Source organism: Tractidigestivibacter sp. (assembly GCF_057241865.1).
In genome coordinates, this window is record NZ_DBHHPX010000010.1 from 1 (window position 1) to 14,675 (window position 14,675).

Here is a 14,675-nt window from a genome sequence, read left to right on the forward strand (position 1 = left end):
TCGGGAAGCTGTGCCTCAATCTCTGCAACGCGCTGCTGGTTGTCGTCAATCTGCTGCTCGAGCTGGGTGACCTTGTCGTTGGCGGTGTCAAGTGCCTCGTTGGTCTCCCCGACCTTTGCCTGGAGGTCATCGAGCGTATCGCCCCACGCTATGGCGGGTCTGGCGGCCCCGGCGCCGAGCGTGATGGCGCCGACGAGCGCTATGACAAGGGCTCCGGTACGTGCTGTAGACGGGAACGACAAAGGTCACCTCCGTGTCTGGCGGGTACGGCGCACACTCTGAGGTATGGCAAGTGCGCAGTTAGATAACCTTAGCGCGAAAATTGAGATATCACGTTTCCTGCAAAAAGTCTCAAGTCGTCATATAGGGTTGCAGCCCCCCTGAGCGAGAGGGGCTGCAACCAAAAGCACATCGTCTACCAGCTAATTTACAAGTCATCTTCGCCTTACATCCAGAGGGGAGAACAAGCTATGGGATTTCTGTGGGATGCCGCGAAGGTCACCAAGAAATCCGTGAGCGGATGGCGAGCTCCCGTGGCTGCGCTACTTCACCACGAGGACGTCGCAGGAAGTTGACCGGGTGAGGAAGGTGGAGATGGAGCCGAGAATTGCGTACTTGATGGACGAGAGCCCGCGTGCCCCGCAGATGACAAGGTCGGGCTTGACAACGTCAATCATGTCGTCCTTCAGGGTCTCGCGGATGCGCCCGGCCTTGACGATGACCTTGACGCTCTTGATCTGCGGCTCTGCTTCGGCTTCGGCGACCTGCTTGGCAATGGAATCGCGGAAGTCCTTCTCCAGCGAGGGGATGAGGTCGATGGGATAGGTGCCTGCGGTCTCGAGCGCGGTCGAGTCGATCACGTGCCCAATGTAGAGCTCTGCGTTGTCGTTGGCCGCCATCACGATGGCACGATGGAGCACCTCGGTCTGGCGTTCTGTCCCGTCAAGCGATACGAAGATTCTGTCGTACCCAAGGTCCTGATAGGTCTGGTTAGTCTCTGCCATGGCGTCCTCCTTTGTAAGCGTGCCGTAGGGCAACGCCTGCGCACTGCCCTACGGCAGGTTTACCCGTCACAGCGGCAATCTGGACGAGAAAAGGCGCGGGATGTGCGTCCCGCGCCCCTGAACGGCAGATGCCCTAGACGAGTGAGTCCACAAAGCCCACGCGATAGGCCCTGAAGACCGCGGCGCCTTCGTCCTGCGTTGCATCGAGGTCCACGTCGCCCCAGATGCCAAAGTCGTGGTCATCGTCCGAGTCGCGGAACACCTGGTGGACGTGCCAGACGCGGTCGGTCCTCTCGTCTGCCTCGTCGATGTCGAGGTAGGCCGACGAGCGGGCGTCTGCGTCCAGCAGTATGCCCTCGTGCTCAGCGTGAAACGCGTCAAGCGCCTGCTGCCACACAACCGAGCGGTAGCCCCAGTCTGCATCAAGGTCGCCAAGCTCCTCGACCCTGCCTAGGGCAGCCAGTCGCACGCGGGCAAAGAGTGCGTTGCGTACGAGCAGGGTGAGACCGCGTCTGTCGTGGACGACCTCGTCTGCGATGGGGGCTGCCGGATTGGCGCCCTCGTCCTCGGTGCCGACGCCTTCCCACTCGTCGACGAGCGAGGAATCCGTGGTGCGCACAACAAGCCTGAGCCAGGTCACGATGTCGCCTAGGCGCTCATCGCGCTTCTCGGCGGGTACCGTGCGGTCAAGCACGCGGTAGGCGTCGGAGAGATAGCGCAACAGCGTTCCCTCCGAGCGGGCTATCTTGTAGCGTCCAATGTAGGTTTTGAAGTCACTGGCCGTCTCGACCATGTCGCGTAGGACGCTCTTGGGGCGTAGGCAGTAGTCGCTTGCCCAGGGAACCTTCTCGCAATATTCCGCAAAGGCCGTGTCGAGCAGCCCCTCGAGTGGCTTGGGATAGGTGACCTCCTGGGCGCGTTCCATGCGCTCCTCGTACTCGACGCCCTCTGCCTTCATGGCGGCGATGGCGGCACCCCGAGCCTCGCGCTCCTGAGCGCGCAGAATCTGGGGCGGGTCCTCGAGCGTCGCCTCGACCATCGAGATGAGGTCGAGCGCATAGGCCTCGCCCTCGGGGTCCAGAAGCTCGATGGCGGCGAGGAGGAAGGGCGAGAGGGGCTGGTCGAGCGCAAAGTCCTCGGGCAGGTCAACGGTGAGCAGGTAGGATGCCGTGCCGTCTGCCTCCTCGTGGCGCTCGATAACGCCGGCATCGATGAGCGTGGCAAAGACCTCGTCGGTGCGCTGGGAGAGCGCGGCCTTCTCCTCGGACGTCTGGGCCGAGTCTTCGATGAGCTTGTGCGTGCGCATCCAGGCATCCCCGCCCTGCTCGATCTCTGCGAGCACCATGGAGTGCGTGATGCGCAGCCGTGGGCGGAGCTTCTCGGGCTCTGCCGCAATGAGCCGCTCAAAGGTCTGCTTGTTCCATCCCACGAAGTCCGATGGAGGCGTCTTCACCTTGATCTTCCTGGCGCGCTTGGGGTCGCCGCCTGCCTTTGCCAGGGCCTTGGCGCGCTCGATGTCGTACTCGGTGGCCTCGGCGACTACGCGGCCCTCGGTGTCGAAGCCGGCGCGACCCGCACGGCCTGCTATCTGGTGGAACTCGCGCGCGTTCAAGCGCCGCATGCGCTTGCCGTCGAACTTGGTGAGCTGGGTGAGGAGCACGGTGTGGATGGGCACGTTGATGCCCACGCCCAGCGTGTCGGTGCCGCAGATCACGGGGAGGAGGCCCTGCTGCGCGAGCTTCTCGACCAGCAGGCGGTAGCGCGGCAGCATCCCAGCGTGGTGCACGCCCACGCCCGTCAGGATGAGGCGCTTCAGGGTCTTGCCAAAGGTGGTCGTGAAGCGCGTGCCCTTGACGGCGTCCTTCAGGGCCTCGCGTTGCCCTTTGGACGAGACGCCATAGCTCGAGAGGGCCTGTGCGCTCTTGAGGGCGGCCTCCTGCGAGAAGTGCACTATGTAGAGCGGTGCGTCGCCGTCGCGAAGCGCCAGCTCGACCGTGCCCTCGAGCGGGGTCTCGACGAACTCGTAGGAGAGAGGCACTGGTCTGGGCGCGTCGAGCACCTGGTCAACGGCGCGCCCGGTGTGCTCCTCCAGCGCGCTGGCGATGTCGGTGACGTCACCCAGGGTGGCGGACATGAGCAGGAACTGCGTGTGGGGAAGCGCCAATAGCGGCACCTGCCACGCCCAGCCACGGTCGCGGTCGGCGTAGAAGTGGAACTCGTCCATGGCGACGCAGCCGATGTCGGCGTGCTCGCCAAAGCGCAGCGCGTCTTGGGCCAAGATCTCGGCCGTGCAGCAGATGACGGGTGCCTCGCTGTTTATCACCACGTCGCCCGTGATCATGCCCACGCTGTCCTTGCCGAGGAGGTCCACGAGGTTGAAGAACTTCTCGCTGACAAGCGCCTTTATGGGCGCCGTGTAGTAGGCGCGACGGTTCGTGCAGTTGGCGATGAAGAGCATGCCCACGGCCACCATGCTCTTGCCCGAGCCGGTGGGGGTGCCCAAGATCACGTGGTCACCCGAGGCTATGTCGAGAAGGGCCTCTTCCTGGTGGTCCCAGAGCTGCATCCCGCGTGACTCGACCCATCCGAGGAAGAGCTCGAGTGCGTCCTCGGCGGGGATGTTGGGGTAGGTCTCGTCGTCTGGCCAGGGGATGAGACGCCCCAGCGAGCCTGGCCCGTTGGGGCCAAGGTCCACGGGGGTCGGCCCAGTCGCGTCGCTTGCTGTCGCGCTCATCGCTTGCCCCCCGAGCAGGGCTCGGCACTGCCGGCCAGCTCCGCGCGCACCACATCCTGGAGGTGTCGTTCGGCGGCAGCCGTGGCCTCGGCGTCATCTGAGCGCCTTGCCTGACGGTAGGCTGCCATCGCCTGGGCAAACGGTCCCTCGACGAGGCTCTCCGGATCATCCTGCTCATCCGCCGGTACACCCTGGGACGAAGTGCCGAAGGCCGTTCTCGCCCCGCCCGCCTCGAGCTGCTCGCGAAGTTGCTCGGCAAGCTTCCTGTCACTTTCGTCCATGCTGCCCTCCTCGGCCACCGGGGCCGGCCTCTCTCGCTATCCTGCGTTATCTTCCATGCGCCCGCTGGCGGCGCGGAGCTTGGTGGTCTCGCGCCTGGCCCAAGCGGGCCTGTTCAGTATCGCACGTCCAACGCCTGCGAGGTCGCACGCACCCTGCTCGAGAAGCACCTCCGCCGCCATGCCCGTCTTGATGCCGCCTGCCAGGAGCACGGGCACGCCTACGGTCTGGCGGATGGGGGTTGACGAATCGGCAAACCAGCCCGGCATGTCCTCGTAGCCGGGCCTGTCGTAGTAGCACATGCCGCCCGAGACGGATATGAGATTTGCGCCGCTGGCCTCCACCATGCGCGCGAGCTTTACGGCGTCAACGATGGCGTTGCCGCCGGGCAGGTAGTCGCAGCCGCCCAGACGCACCGAGACCGGGTAGTCAGAGGGAAGCTCGGCTCGCATCGCGGCGAGGACCTCCAAAAGCAGCCGCGCCCTGTGGGCAAGCGGGCCTCCGTAGGCATCCTGCCGCTGGTTCGTGAGAGGCGAGAGGAACTGATTCAGCAGATACCCGTGCGCCGCGTGGATTTCGACTCCGTCGAAGCCGGCCGCGCGGGCACGGCGTGCCGCTGCCGAGAAGAGCTCGGGTATGAGCGCGATGTCATCGCCGCCCATGGGGCGGGGGAGCGGGTGGCCCACCTTGGCTCCGGGGCAGGTCGCGGCCGAAGGTGCCAGGGGACGCATGCCCGTGAGCGCCTCCGTGGCGGCCGAGCCCGCATGCGAGAGCTGCACAAAGACGGGGACGCCCTGGTCGTGTACGGCTACGGCCTCGCGCTTGAGGCCCTCGATGTCTGCGTCGCGGGCAATGGACGCCTGGCGTGCCGTGGCGCGTCCCTCCTCGCAGATAAAGTGGTGGCCGCACTCGACAAGGCCGAGGTGGCCTCCGTGCGCCCGTGCGGCGTAGTGCTCGCAGAGGGCGGCTGTCACCTGACCCCGCGCGTCTGCCTTGCCCGTGGCGACAGGTACCATGACCAGGCGATTTCTCAGCGTGAGGCCACCTACGGCAAGCGGCTGGTCAAAGATCATGCATTCTCGCCTTCTGCTCCTGGGGCACAGACGACGGCTGTCGCCAGCGCAACGCCAGCTTCGTTCGTGATGGAGATGCGCGGAGGGTCCATGTTGCGCGCGGCTAGGGTGGCAGCCAGGTGTCCCGTGACCGTGCAGACGGGTGCGCCTGACGGGGCGTCTGTGGTCTCCAGCTCGAGGGGATTGATTGCCGTGCCCGCAGGCAGCGCCCGCTCCAATGCGTCTATCGCCGCACGCTTTGCGGCGAGATGCCCGGCAACGTACTCGGCGGGGTTCCTGCGTGCCTCCGCCTGTGCGAGCTCGGCGGTCGTGAGCAGGTGGGCAGTTCTGCCGTCTGCGCTCGCGGCAAGAAGGCGCTGCGCCGTGGCTATGCCCACGAGGCGCGTTCCCGTGGCATGTGTCCCCTCAGCCATGAAGTCCCTCTCGCCTCCGTGTTTCTCCGCAATGCGTACCAGCATAGGGTAGCGCGGACGGAAGCTATTCGTGCGATTGGGCCTTTCGGGGAGGCCGCTTGTCGCTCTTGCCGTGCGGGGGCTTCTGACTGTCCCAAACCTCTTGCAGGATGCGCTGCGGAGACACGCCCAGCGCCTCGGCGTAGGCGTAGACCTCACCCAAGTGGAGCGAGCGGTCGCCGGACTCGAACTTCGAAATCATCGACTGGGACGAGTCAAGACGCTCTGCGACCTGTTCCTGCCTCAGGCCGGACTCGATCCTCAGCTTGCGGAGGACCTTTCCCACGAGTCTGTCGGCAATTTCATACATGCGCGGGAATGTAGACCCCCACGCGCAACATTCAAAAATGGAATATTCTTGTGTCTACCGGGCAGACAACGCTATGTGGCAGGTGATACCTTGGAAAACCCACAAGATGAGCTCCATGGTTGCGCAGACATCGCCAGGGCGCTCGCCCGCCAGGCCGCCAGCGACCCCGTTTCGCCGGAGTCGCTCGACCTTCTCGCCGACAAGATCGAAGAAGCGGCGCGCCTGCTCGACGGGGAGCGCATCGAGCGTTGGGTGGAGGTCATTCGTGACGACAATGGCGTCGAGTGTGAGGTCCACACCCAGACGCGTTAGGTTGTGTTTGTCTGTGCGGGAGCGGGGCTATATCCCGTAGTCGAAGAAGGACGAGACGTGCACGGTGACGCAGCCGGTCTCTTGGTCGACAAGGTCGAGCGTCTTTACCGTGTCCTCGACGATGGCCACACGTCTCTCGGGAATGTCCAGCTCGCGCGCGAGCCGGCGGAGGAACTCGACCTTCTCGGCCTTCTGCGTGACGGTCACGACGTGGCTGGGGTCTAGCTCGTAGCAGCGCGTGACAAAGGCCCGCTTGCCGAGGGTCTCGAAGTCGCTTGCCTGAGAGCAGGCCCACACGTGGTCTGCGCCCTTGTCCGCGATGAAGCGCTGGATCTGCGGAACGGGGCGCGAGCTGGCATAGGGGTCGTGCGTGCGCACGTAGTCCTCCCAGTCCTCGTCGGGACAGGCGCTATGGGAGAGCTCGCCAAACTCGTAGACCGCGAGCACGCCGTCGATGTCGAAGACCACGGCGGTCTGTGGTTCTAGCAGGTAGTCCATGAGCCTGGTCATGCGCGTCCCTTCTCTGCGCTGCGGTAGTGTGCCTCGGAGTTTATCGCCTCTCTCAAACTCACACCTGGCTAGCCGGGCGAGCGCAGGGGTTTCCAAGAAAGGTTTCTCAGGGCGTGCGGTCAGCGATAAGGGGTATGCGTACGTACGATGCGGGATTCTGGGAATGCGTACCCGACGGCTTTCCCACCCTGCGGAGCTCGTCGCTCCTTCTGAAACGCCGTAAGCGCCCTCTGGGCAAACGTGAGGGCGTTTCAGAAAAAGCGATGAGCTGCGAGAATCGCAGGGGCCTGAGCTGACACGCCAACGCCCAAGTGGGTAGACGGAGTAGTGTTCGGTATGTCTTCAATGCCCCACCGGGCAGGAAGAAGGTTGCCATGGCTCTCGATGCCAAGGTCGCAGACGCTCTCAACACACAGATCAACGAGGAGCTCTACTCGGCTTACCTCTATCTCACCTTCGCCGACTACTACGAGGAGCGCGGCCTTAAGGGCTTTGCGAACTGGTACATGATCCAGGTGCAGGAGGAGGTTGCGCATGCCAAGATCCTCCGCCGCTACCTCTTGGACAACGACTATCCGGTCAAGATGGCAGCCATCGCCGAGCCGGACAAGACCTTCTCGAGCGATATCGACCCGCTCGAGGCCGGTCTCGAGCACGAGCGCCACATTACGGCTTGCATCAACAGGTGCTACCAGGCTGCGTATGACGTGCACGACTTCCGTACGATGCAGCTGCTCGACTGGTTTGTGAAGGAGCAGGGCGAGGAGGAGACCAACGCCTCCGACATGGTCAAGAACATGGAGCTCTTCGGCTCTGACCCCAAGGGGCTCTACGACCTTGACCGCGAGTATCAGACCCGCGCCTTTGTGGCACCTACGATGCCGATGTAGGGATGTAGGCTCTCACTTCTCGCATAGTCGCCCTTCACGAGGGGCGTGGTGGACGCAGGCAGTCCGCCGCGCCCCTTGCTGTGCCTAAAGCCACGCCTCGTTGACGTTTTCTCAAAACTGTTCGTTGCCACACATTCTCTCCACAACCTATGATTGAAGTCATCTCGTTGACAGGGTGTCAGCCAAGGAGGTGTGTCCCATGCGTGGTGAGATTGGTCAGGCGCGACGCGAGCAGGTCATTGCCGCAACCCGCTCGCTCTACGAAGAGCGGGGAATCGATTGCGTCTCGGTAAAGGACATCGCCGACAGGGCAGGCATCACGCGCAGCCTCTTCTACCATTACTTCTCAAGCCGCGACGAGGTCACCGACGCCATCCTCGACGACTACGTCGAGAAGTTCGTGGCTGCCGTGCGCGAGTGGAACGCGCGGCGCGTGCGTGGCGACGTCGCCGGTGCGCTCGAGAGTTGCGTGGCCATGCTCCGTCGTCACCTCTTTGATGCGGGCTCCTTTCGCACCGACCTTCTCAAGAGCCAAAACGCCCTTCTCTACCAGCGCTTTAGTCAACGGGTAGCCCGTACGCTCGCAAAGTACCTTACCCACACCACCGTGTCGGAGTACGCGCGCTACCACCGGATTGAGATCCGTCATCCCTACGAGGAGTTCTACCTCCTCATCATTGGCCTCATGAGCTACATGAGGACCCATCCCGACGCCTCGGACGGGCTTGTCGCCGATCTCATCGCCGACACCCTTCACCTCGACCTTGGCTCCCAACAAGACTAGCCGCGCAACGGCGCGACAGTAGCGTTTCTCCAAGAACGAGAGAGAGGAAGTGCCATGTTGTTCGACCACAGTGCCAACTTGCCATTCCAGCTTCTGGGGTGGGTAATGGTGTTCGTTGGGCTTATCGTGCTTAACGAGTTTGCCCGCAGGTCCAAGGTCGGGGGCCTTGTCATGTTTGGCGTGCTGCCCGTGGCCATGACCATCTACTGCATTGCCATTGCCGTGGGCGTGGCACAAGGCCAGGAATGGGCGCTCGCCAACCCCACCCATATCTACCAGAACAGCTGGTTCCACTATGCCAAGGTGTATGCCGCACTTGCCGGCTGCATCGGCTTCATGATCATCAAGTACCAGTGGGGGAGCCTTGGGCGCGCTCACTGGTTTCGTGCCTTCCCGTTTGCGATCGTCGCCATCAACATCCTGATTGCCGTGTGCTCCGACTTCGAGAGCGCCTATCACTTCTTCGCCCTGGGCGAGACCACGTGGGTTACCTCTGAGGGGGCGACGCAGCTCGCAGGCTGGAACAACGTCTTCAACGGGATCGCTGGCCTCATCAACATCTTCTGCATGACCGCCTGGTGGAACGTCTACTCCTCCAAGGACGGCCGAGACATGCTGTGGCCGGACATGACCTGGGTCTTCATCGTTGCCTATGACATCTGGAACTTCTGCTACACGTACAACTGCCTGCCCCACCATGCCTGGTACTGCGGCCTGGCGCTGCTGCACGCCCCCACGGTTGCAAACGCCGTGTGGAACAAGGGCGCCTGGATCCAGAACCGCGCCAACACGCTGGCCATCTGGTGCATGTTCGCTCAGGTCTTCCCTGCGTTCCAGGAGGAGTCCGTCTTCGTGACCCACTCGACGCTCGACCCTGTGGCAGCAACCACGGTCTCGCTCATCGCGCTTGCAGCCAACGTCGCCGCCATCTGCACAATCGCCTACCGTGCGAAGAGGCTGGGCGTCAACCCCTACAAGCAGGACGTCTTTGTTGGCACCCGTGACTTTGGCCAGGCCACGGCCCGCCGCGCAGACCTCGCGGCGTAGGGCACGCCGAGCGGGGACGTGTTCCCAATACGCATGCGGGGTGCCAGCCTGTGCTGACGCCCCGCGTTTTGTGCCGCCTGCGCGTGTGCGCTACTTCACGCCGTACTTCTCGTAGTACTCGGCAATGGCGTCCTTGAGCTGGGGGGTAACCACCGTACCCTCGAGCGCCTCGATGACCTCGGCCATGGTCACGATGCTTGCGACAGGAAATCCATAGCGCTCCTGGATCTCCTCCTGGGCGCTCACCCTGCCGCCCTTGCCAACCTCCATGCGGTTAAGGCTCACGATGAGGCCCTTGACCTCCACGTCTGCGGCCGAGCAGACCTTCGGGTACGTCTCGTCGATGGACTTTCCCGAGGTGGTGACGTCCTCGATCATGACCACGCGGTCACCGTCCCGAAGCTGGTGGCCGAGAAAACCGCCCTTGTCGGCACCGTGGTCTTTGGCCTCCTTGCGATCGGAGCAGTAGCGAACCTCCTTGCCGTAGAGCTCGTCCATGGCAATGGCGCAGCTCACGGCCAGCGGGATGCCCTTGTACGCGGGCCCGAAGAGCACGTCGAAATCAAGGCCGAAGCTGTCGTGGATGGCGCGGGCGTAGAACTCTCCCAGGCGTTTGAGCTGGGAGCCTGTCACATAGGCTCCGGCGTTCATGAAGAACGGGGACTTTCTGCCGCTCTTGAGCGTGAAGTCGCCAAACTTGAGAACGTGGCTCTCGACCATGAAGTCGATGAACCCGCGCTTGTACTCCTCCATCGTGGTCCTTCCCTCGGGTGTCTGCCTCGGTGTGATTCTACGTCCAGGGCTGTGTTGCGCGTACGGCGGGGCCTGCAAGACCGGCGGATTCCTCGACTGCTCGCGCAATGAGCCCGAAGCCTTCCTGGTCTTCTGCTGAGAAGCGCGTCGGGTGTGGGCTATCGCAGTCGAGAACTCCCCAGACGCGGCGTGTGCCATCTGCCGTTGGGACGAAGAGCGGAACCACCAGCTCTGAGCGCGAGGCAGCGTCGCAGGCAATGTGCCCGGGGAAGGCGCGAACGTCGGGGACGAGGACGCTGCGCCTCTCGGCGGCCGCCGTGCCGCACACGCCCTTGCCAAAAGGAATCGTGACGCAGGCGATGTGCCCCCAAAACGGGCCAAGTACCAGCGTGTCGTTGGGTGTGGCCACGTAGAAGCCCACCCAGTTGACGTCATCGAGCCTCTCGCCGAGAAGCGCTGCAACGTTGGCGAGTGCGGGCACCCAGCCTGGTGCCCCCATGGCGAGCGAGCGCACCTGGTCTGCGAGGAGCTGGTAAGCGTCGACGTCTTGCTGCACGGCAAGCCATCCCTTCTCGGCATACGAAAGAATCGGGCACCGGCTCTGCCGGCGACCCGATTCTACGGCTTTCTCGCTGCGCGTCTACCTCTCGGCAGGCTTGGCGTCGCGCTGCCCATGGCCACCCCTGCGGCCGTGCCCCTCGTCATGGCAGCATCCGTGGCCGTGCCCCTCGCCGTGGTGGCATCCGTGGCCGTGACCATTGTGGGGGCCGTGTCCGCAACCGTGGTGCGGTCCCTCGCCAAGATCGGTGAGCTTCTTCTCGACTTCTGCGGTTGCCTTGTCTACGAGCCTGCCCAACTCGGCGCGCTCCTCCTCAGTGAGCGAGTCAAAGGCGTCAAGATGCTGGCGCACCTCATCTGCCGGCGGCATGGCGGCGCGTCCGGCCTCGGTGAGGGTTACGGTGGTGACGCGCGCGTCCTCGTTGGAGCGCCCACGCTCCACATAGCCCTTCTCCTCGAGCTTTGCGAGCAGCTCCGATACGGACTGCTGGCGCATGTCGAGCCCCTCCTGCAGCTCCCTCTGGGTGACCTGCGGGTTCTCCCTGAGGAGGGAAAGCACGCGGCCCTGCCCTCTGAGGGGGTCACCCGCAGCGCCGCGGGCGTGGGCGCTTGCCATGTAGTAGTGGTGGACGAGGTGCCCGAGCCTCGAGACCTTGTGCTCGAGCGAGCCGTCCCCGTGGTGGCAGGCGTGAGCCCTGTGGTTGGTGTGGATGTGCCTCTCGTTGGAATTCGCGCTCTTCATATGAGCCGTCCTTTCGTCTTGCCTGCACCCGAAGCGCGGCCGTCACGCTTAACAACAGGTGCCTGTGTAACTGGGGACGATACTAACAGGTAGCTGTTGAACCTTGCGAGAACGGGTTCGAGCTCCATCATCCCTCCACAAATAACAGGTACCTGTGTAAGCTGATGGCGAGAGAAGCGGCTGCCGTCTCCCGGCATGCGTTTCTCGCTTGTCTCGCTGCGATATGATGGGTCGGTTAACGCGCTCGACACAGTTCTGGAGGAAGGAAGTCTCTTGGATCGCACAAGGATCGCCGCGCTGTACGCGGACATGGACCAGCTTGGCGGCACCAAGCTCGTGGTTGCGGGGTGGGTTCGCTCCATCCGAGACATGAAGAACTTTGGCTTTGTCACCCTGAACGACGGAAGCTGCTTCAAGGACCTGCAGGTTGTTGTCAACAGAGAGCGCCTTGGTGACGAGGAGTACGAGAGGATCGTTGGACAAAACGTGGGCGCGGCCCTTGTCGTCCACGGGACGCTTGCCCTCACGCCAGACCGTCCGCAGCCTTTCGAGCTGCAGGCGGCAGCCGTTGCCGTCGAGGGCATCTCCGCACCCGACTACCCCATGCAGAAGAAGCGCCAGACGCGCGAGTTCCTGCGCACCCAGCAGCACCTGCGCAGCCGCACCAACCTCTTCCGTGCGGTCTTCCGCGTGCGCAGCGTGGCGGCCTTCGCCATTCACCGCTTCTTCCAGGAGCGCGGCTTCCTCTATGTGAGCACCCCCATCATCACGGCAAGCGACGCCGAGGGTGCCGGCGAGATGTTCCGCGTGACCACCATCGACCCGGCCAACCCGCCGCTCACCGAGGATGGCAAGGTCGACTACAGCAAGGACTTCTTTGGCAAGCCCACCAACCTCACGGTGTCCGGCCAGCTTCAGGGCGAGAACTTCGCCATGAGCTTTGGTGACGTCTATACCTTTGGCCCCACCTTCCGTGCCGAGAACTCCAACACGCGTCGCCACGCAGCGGAGTTCTGGATGGTCGAGCCCGAGATGGCCTTCTGCGACCTTGAGGGCGAGATGGACGTCTCGGAGGAGATGCTCAAGTACGTCATCAACTACGTGATGGGGCACTGCCCGGACGAGTTGGACTTCCTCAACAGGTGGGTGGACAAGGGCCTCAAGGACCGTCTTCATCACGTTGCCACGAGCGACTTTGCCCGCGTGACCTACACCGATGCCGTGAAGGTCCTCGGGGATGCCCAGAACTCGGGCACGATGTTCGAGTATCCCGTCTCTTGGGGCGTTGACCTGCAGACCGAGCACGAACGCTACCTTACCGAGAAGCACTTCGAGCGCCCGACGTTCGTGACGGACTACCCGCGTGACATCAAGGCGTTCTACATGCACCTGAACGACGATGGCAAGACCGTTGCCGCTGCGGACTGCCTGGTCCCCGGCATTGGCGAGATCATCGGCGGCTCCCAGCGCGAGGAGCGCCTGGACGTGCTTCGTGACCGCATCAAGGAGCTGGGTATGGATCCCGAGCAGTACAAGTACTACCTTGACCTGCGTCGCTATGGCGGCTGCCACCATGCGGGCTTTGGACTGGGCTTCGAGCGCCTGGTCATGTACCTCACGGGCGTCGACAACATCCGCGACGTCCTGCCGCACCCGCGCACCGTGGGCAACGCGGACTTCTAAGGAACCCGCCTGGCGCCGGATGGCGCCCGAAGCCCAGGTTTGCGACGGGGTTGCCGAACAAACGCGCCCTCCGGCGCCAAAACGGCACCGGAGGGCGTTACTCTGGGAAGTGTTGTCGGGAAGGGGCCTTGTGGCGTCACGCCCGCGGCGCTTCGCCGCCCATCTCCCAGGAGCACGCACGCTCGCAGGTGGCATGCATGGTGACCAGCAGCGTGTCCGCGGTGGGGAACCACCTGGTGGAGAGAACCGCCGCACCGTGGTTTGCATAGACCTCGACGGCAGAGCCGTCAATCAGCACGCGCAGGTCGTGCAGGCTCTCGAGCGGCAGTATACGCTCGGTGCGTCCAGCCGCGGCCCTCTCGTCCACAAATGCCATGCTCAGCTGGCCTGCCCCTGCAGAGAAGGAGAGCCCAAGCGCCCCATCGAGCCCCAGCTCAAGGTCGCCTTCGATGCCTTCGAGCTCAATGTCGGCATAGTGGTGGGGGAGAATCGCGCCCACTGCCGGATCCACGGGCTGAGAAAAGCCACGCAGCCCGTCGATCTCGGTCACCGGCCACTGGCAGAGAAGGCCATCCTTGCCTACCGAGACCTCGCGCGGCACGGTGAGGCAGTGGCACCACGCAAGGCCATCCGGCGCTGAGGTGTAGTCCGCGTCTGGCATGCCCATCCAGCCGATGAGGATGCAGCGGTCCCTCTCGTCCCTAAACACCTGTGGCGCGTAGAAGTCAAAGCCATAGTCAAGCTCAACGAAGCAGCTCTCGTCCACCACCTGCGTATCGAGCACGCTCTGCGGCAGCGGGAAGTACCCTGCCTGGTAGACGTTTTGCCAACGCGCCTCTCCCGAGGGCAGCCCCTGCGGGCATACTACCAGGTAGTCGTGGCCGTCCGGCTGAATGACGTTGGGACACTCCCACATGTATCCAAAGGGGCGCTCGGACTCGATTCGCCCGCGGTAGGTCCACGCCACGGCGTCGGTGGACTCGTAGAGCAGGACATCGCCCACGTCATCCGCGCGGCGTGCGCCCAGCATCATGTAGTAGCGCCCGTCCTGCTCCCAAACAAAGGGGTCACGCACGTGGCGGGTGAGGTCCGAGGGGTAGTCCTCGGGGCGGAGAAGGACCTGCTTCTCCGAGAAGGACAGGCCGTCCTCGCTCGTGACCATGACCTCGTTTGCGTCACGCCCCGTGTGGATGTGGTCGCCCTCGTACTTCACGTTGCCGGTGTAGTAGAGCCGCATGAGGTCGCGGCCATCCGGGGCACCACCATGCACGACGAGCGCGGAGCCCGAGTACGCACCGTCCTTGTCCTCGGGGATGGAAGGGACCAGGGCCTCCCCAAGGTCCTCCCAGCTCACAAGGTCGCGGCTCGCAAAGTGCCCCCAGCCCTTCTTGCCGGGTGCCGGCCAAGAGGGATCTGCCTGGTAGAAGACGTGGTAGGTGCCATGGAACTGGCAGAGGCCGTTTGGGTCGTTGAGCCAGCCCGTGTGTGGAGCCAGGTGATAGCGCGTTGTCCAGCGCTCGTGCGCGGCGGTCATGGTGCTCCTC

The 14,675-nt window shown here is 63.8% G+C and carries 16 protein-coding genes and 1 pseudogene; 5 read left to right on the top strand and 12 right to left on the bottom strand.

Annotation, left to right across the window (positions count from 1 at the left end):
* The 7 genes and pseudogenes from ACO59D_RS04715 to ACO59D_RS04745 form a co-directional block, all read right to left on the bottom strand.
* Positions 1 to 242: pseudogene (locus tag ACO59D_RS04715) on the bottom strand (hypothetical protein); the annotation flags it as partial.
* Between the two features lie 300 nt (positions 243 to 542).
* Positions 543 to 1,004, bottom strand: a complete 462-nt coding sequence (locus ACO59D_RS04720) for a universal stress protein (RefSeq protein WP_130812859.1) — start codon at positions 1,002 to 1,004, stop codon at positions 543 to 545.
* A 133-nt stretch (positions 1,005 to 1,137) separates the two neighbouring features.
* Positions 1,138 to 3,738 (bottom strand): DEAD/DEAH box helicase, encoded by a 2,601-nt coding sequence (locus ACO59D_RS04725; protein ID WP_485125977.1) that lies wholly within the window; start codon positions 3,736 to 3,738, stop codon positions 1,138 to 1,140.
* Positions 3,735 to 4,019 (bottom strand): hypothetical protein, encoded by a 285-nt coding sequence (locus tag ACO59D_RS04730; protein WP_485125978.1) that lies wholly within the window; start codon positions 4,017 to 4,019, stop codon positions 3,735 to 3,737. Before ACO59D_RS04730 ends, ACO59D_RS04725 begins: the two co-directional genes overlap by 4 nt.
* Positions 4,020 to 4,055: 36 nt before the next feature.
* A complete protein-coding gene (locus ACO59D_RS04735; protein WP_485125979.1) occupies positions 4,056 to 5,090 on the bottom strand; it encodes an NADH:flavin oxidoreductase in 1,035 nt (344 codons plus the stop codon).
* Positions 5,087 to 5,503, bottom strand: coding sequence for a holo-ACP synthase (locus tag ACO59D_RS04740; protein WP_485125980.1), 417 nt, complete (start codon positions 5,501 to 5,503; stop codon positions 5,087 to 5,089). Before ACO59D_RS04740 ends, ACO59D_RS04735 begins: the two co-directional genes overlap by 4 nt.
* 64 nt (positions 5,504 to 5,567) lie before the next feature.
* Complete coding sequence (locus ACO59D_RS04745; RefSeq protein WP_485125981.1) at positions 5,568 to 5,852, bottom strand: helix-turn-helix domain-containing protein; 285 nt, start codon at positions 5,850 to 5,852, stop codon at positions 5,568 to 5,570.
* Positions 5,853 to 5,927: 75 nt separating this feature from the next.
* On the opposite strand from ACO59D_RS04745, the gene ACO59D_RS04750 reads away from it, so the two are divergent.
* Positions 5,928 to 6,164: a hypothetical protein gene (locus ACO59D_RS04750; protein ID WP_485125982.1), complete on the top strand. Its 237-nt coding sequence runs from the start codon at positions 5,928 to 5,930 to the stop codon at positions 6,162 to 6,164.
* A gap of 27 nt (positions 6,165 to 6,191) precedes the next feature.
* Here the strand turns inward: ACO59D_RS04750 and ACO59D_RS04755 are convergent, their stop codons facing one another.
* Positions 6,192 to 6,674, bottom strand: coding sequence for a hypothetical protein (locus ACO59D_RS04755; RefSeq protein WP_485125983.1), 483 nt, complete (start codon positions 6,672 to 6,674; stop codon positions 6,192 to 6,194).
* A 374-nt stretch (positions 6,675 to 7,048) separates the two neighbouring features.
* On the opposite strand from ACO59D_RS04755, the gene ACO59D_RS04760 reads away from it, so the two are divergent.
* The 3 genes from ACO59D_RS04760 (at position 7,049) to ACO59D_RS04770 (ending at position 9,395) form a co-directional block, all read left to right on the top strand.
* A complete protein-coding gene (locus tag ACO59D_RS04760; RefSeq protein WP_130812867.1) occupies positions 7,049 to 7,564 on the top strand; it encodes a ferritin in 516 nt (171 codons plus the stop codon).
* A gap of 199 nt (positions 7,565 to 7,763) precedes the next feature.
* A complete protein-coding gene (locus ACO59D_RS04765) occupies positions 7,764 to 8,348 on the top strand; it encodes a TetR/AcrR family transcriptional regulator (protein WP_485125984.1) in 585 nt (194 codons plus the stop codon).
* 54 nt (positions 8,349 to 8,402) lie between these two features.
* Positions 8,403 to 9,395, top strand: coding sequence for a DUF5692 family protein (locus ACO59D_RS04770; protein WP_485125985.1), 993 nt, complete (start codon positions 8,403 to 8,405; stop codon positions 9,393 to 9,395).
* 90 nt (positions 9,396 to 9,485) lie between these two features.
* On the opposite strand, the gene pyrE is transcribed toward ACO59D_RS04770, so the two are convergent.
* The 3 genes from pyrE to ACO59D_RS04785 all read right to left on the bottom strand — a co-directional run bounded on the left by pyrE (position 9,486) and on the right by ACO59D_RS04785 (position 11,448).
* Entirely contained in the window at positions 9,486 to 10,148 is a 663-nt protein-coding gene (pyrE, locus tag ACO59D_RS04775; RefSeq protein WP_485125986.1) for an orotate phosphoribosyltransferase, read from the bottom strand.
* Positions 10,149 to 10,185: 37 nt separating this feature from the next.
* A complete protein-coding gene (locus ACO59D_RS04780; protein WP_485125987.1) occupies positions 10,186 to 10,704 on the bottom strand; it encodes a GAF domain-containing protein in 519 nt (172 codons plus the stop codon).
* An 84-nt stretch (positions 10,705 to 10,788) separates the two neighbouring features.
* The gene (locus ACO59D_RS04785) at positions 10,789 to 11,448 is read right to left on the bottom strand and encodes a MarR family winged helix-turn-helix transcriptional regulator (protein WP_485125988.1); all 660 of its coding nucleotides are present in this window, start codon (positions 11,446 to 11,448) and stop codon (positions 10,789 to 10,791) included.
* A 273-nt stretch (positions 11,449 to 11,721) separates the two neighbouring features.
* Here ACO59D_RS04785 and asnS point away from each other — a divergent pair, with 273 nt between their 5' ends.
* On the top strand, positions 11,722 to 13,131 hold the full coding sequence (gene asnS, locus ACO59D_RS04790; protein ID WP_485125989.1) for an asparagine--tRNA ligase: 1,410 nt from the start codon (positions 11,722 to 11,724) through the stop codon (positions 13,129 to 13,131).
* Between the two features lie 136 nt (positions 13,132 to 13,267).
* Here asnS and ACO59D_RS04795 read toward each other — a convergent pair whose 3' ends face one another.
* Positions 13,268 to 14,665, bottom strand: a complete 1,398-nt coding sequence (locus tag ACO59D_RS04795; protein ID WP_485125990.1) for a sucrose-6-phosphate hydrolase — start codon at positions 14,663 to 14,665, stop codon at positions 13,268 to 13,270.
* Positions 14,666 to 14,675: the final 10 nt, after the last annotated feature.

Excerpts from the sequence above, each read along its gene's own strand:
- ACO59D_RS04725 (WP_485125977.1), bottom strand. The coding sequence starts at position 3,738 with ATGAGCGCGACAGCAAGCGACGCGACTGGGCCGACCCCCGTGGACCTT.
- ACO59D_RS04760 (WP_130812867.1), top strand. The coding sequence starts at position 7,049 with ATGGCTCTCGATGCCAAGGTCGCAGACGCTCTCAACACACAGATCAAC.
- ACO59D_RS04770 (WP_485125985.1), top strand. The coding sequence starts at position 8,403 with ATGTTGTTCGACCACAGTGCCAACTTGCCATTCCAGCTTCTGGGGTGG.
- ACO59D_RS04720 (WP_130812859.1), bottom strand. The coding sequence starts at position 1,004 with ATGGCAGAGACTAACCAGACCTATCAGGACCTTGGGTACGACAGAATC.
- pyrE (WP_485125986.1), bottom strand. The coding sequence starts at position 10,148 with ATGGAGGAGTACAAGCGCGGGTTCATCGACTTCATGGTCGAGAGCCAC.
- ACO59D_RS04785 (WP_485125988.1), bottom strand. The coding sequence starts at position 11,448 with ATGAAGAGCGCGAATTCCAACGAGAGGCACATCCACACCAACCACAGG.
- ACO59D_RS04730 (WP_485125978.1), bottom strand. The coding sequence starts at position 4,019 with ATGGACGAAAGTGACAGGAAGCTTGCCGAGCAACTTCGCGAGCAGCTC.
- ACO59D_RS04765 (WP_485125984.1), top strand. The coding sequence starts at position 7,764 with ATGCGTGGTGAGATTGGTCAGGCGCGACGCGAGCAGGTCATTGCCGCA.
- ACO59D_RS04745 (WP_485125981.1), bottom strand. The coding sequence starts at position 5,852 with ATGTATGAAATTGCCGACAGACTCGTGGGAAAGGTCCTCCGCAAGCTG.
- ACO59D_RS04740 (WP_485125980.1), bottom strand. The coding sequence starts at position 5,503 with ATGGCTGAGGGGACACATGCCACGGGAACGCGCCTCGTGGGCATAGCC.
- ACO59D_RS04735 (WP_485125979.1), bottom strand. The coding sequence starts at position 5,090 with ATGATCTTTGACCAGCCGCTTGCCGTAGGTGGCCTCACGCTGAGAAAT.
- ACO59D_RS04795 (WP_485125990.1), bottom strand. The coding sequence starts at position 14,665 with ATGACCGCCGCGCACGAGCGCTGGACAACGCGCTATCACCTGGCTCCA.
- ACO59D_RS04755 (WP_485125983.1), bottom strand. The coding sequence starts at position 6,674 with ATGACCAGGCTCATGGACTACCTGCTAGAACCACAGACCGCCGTGGTC.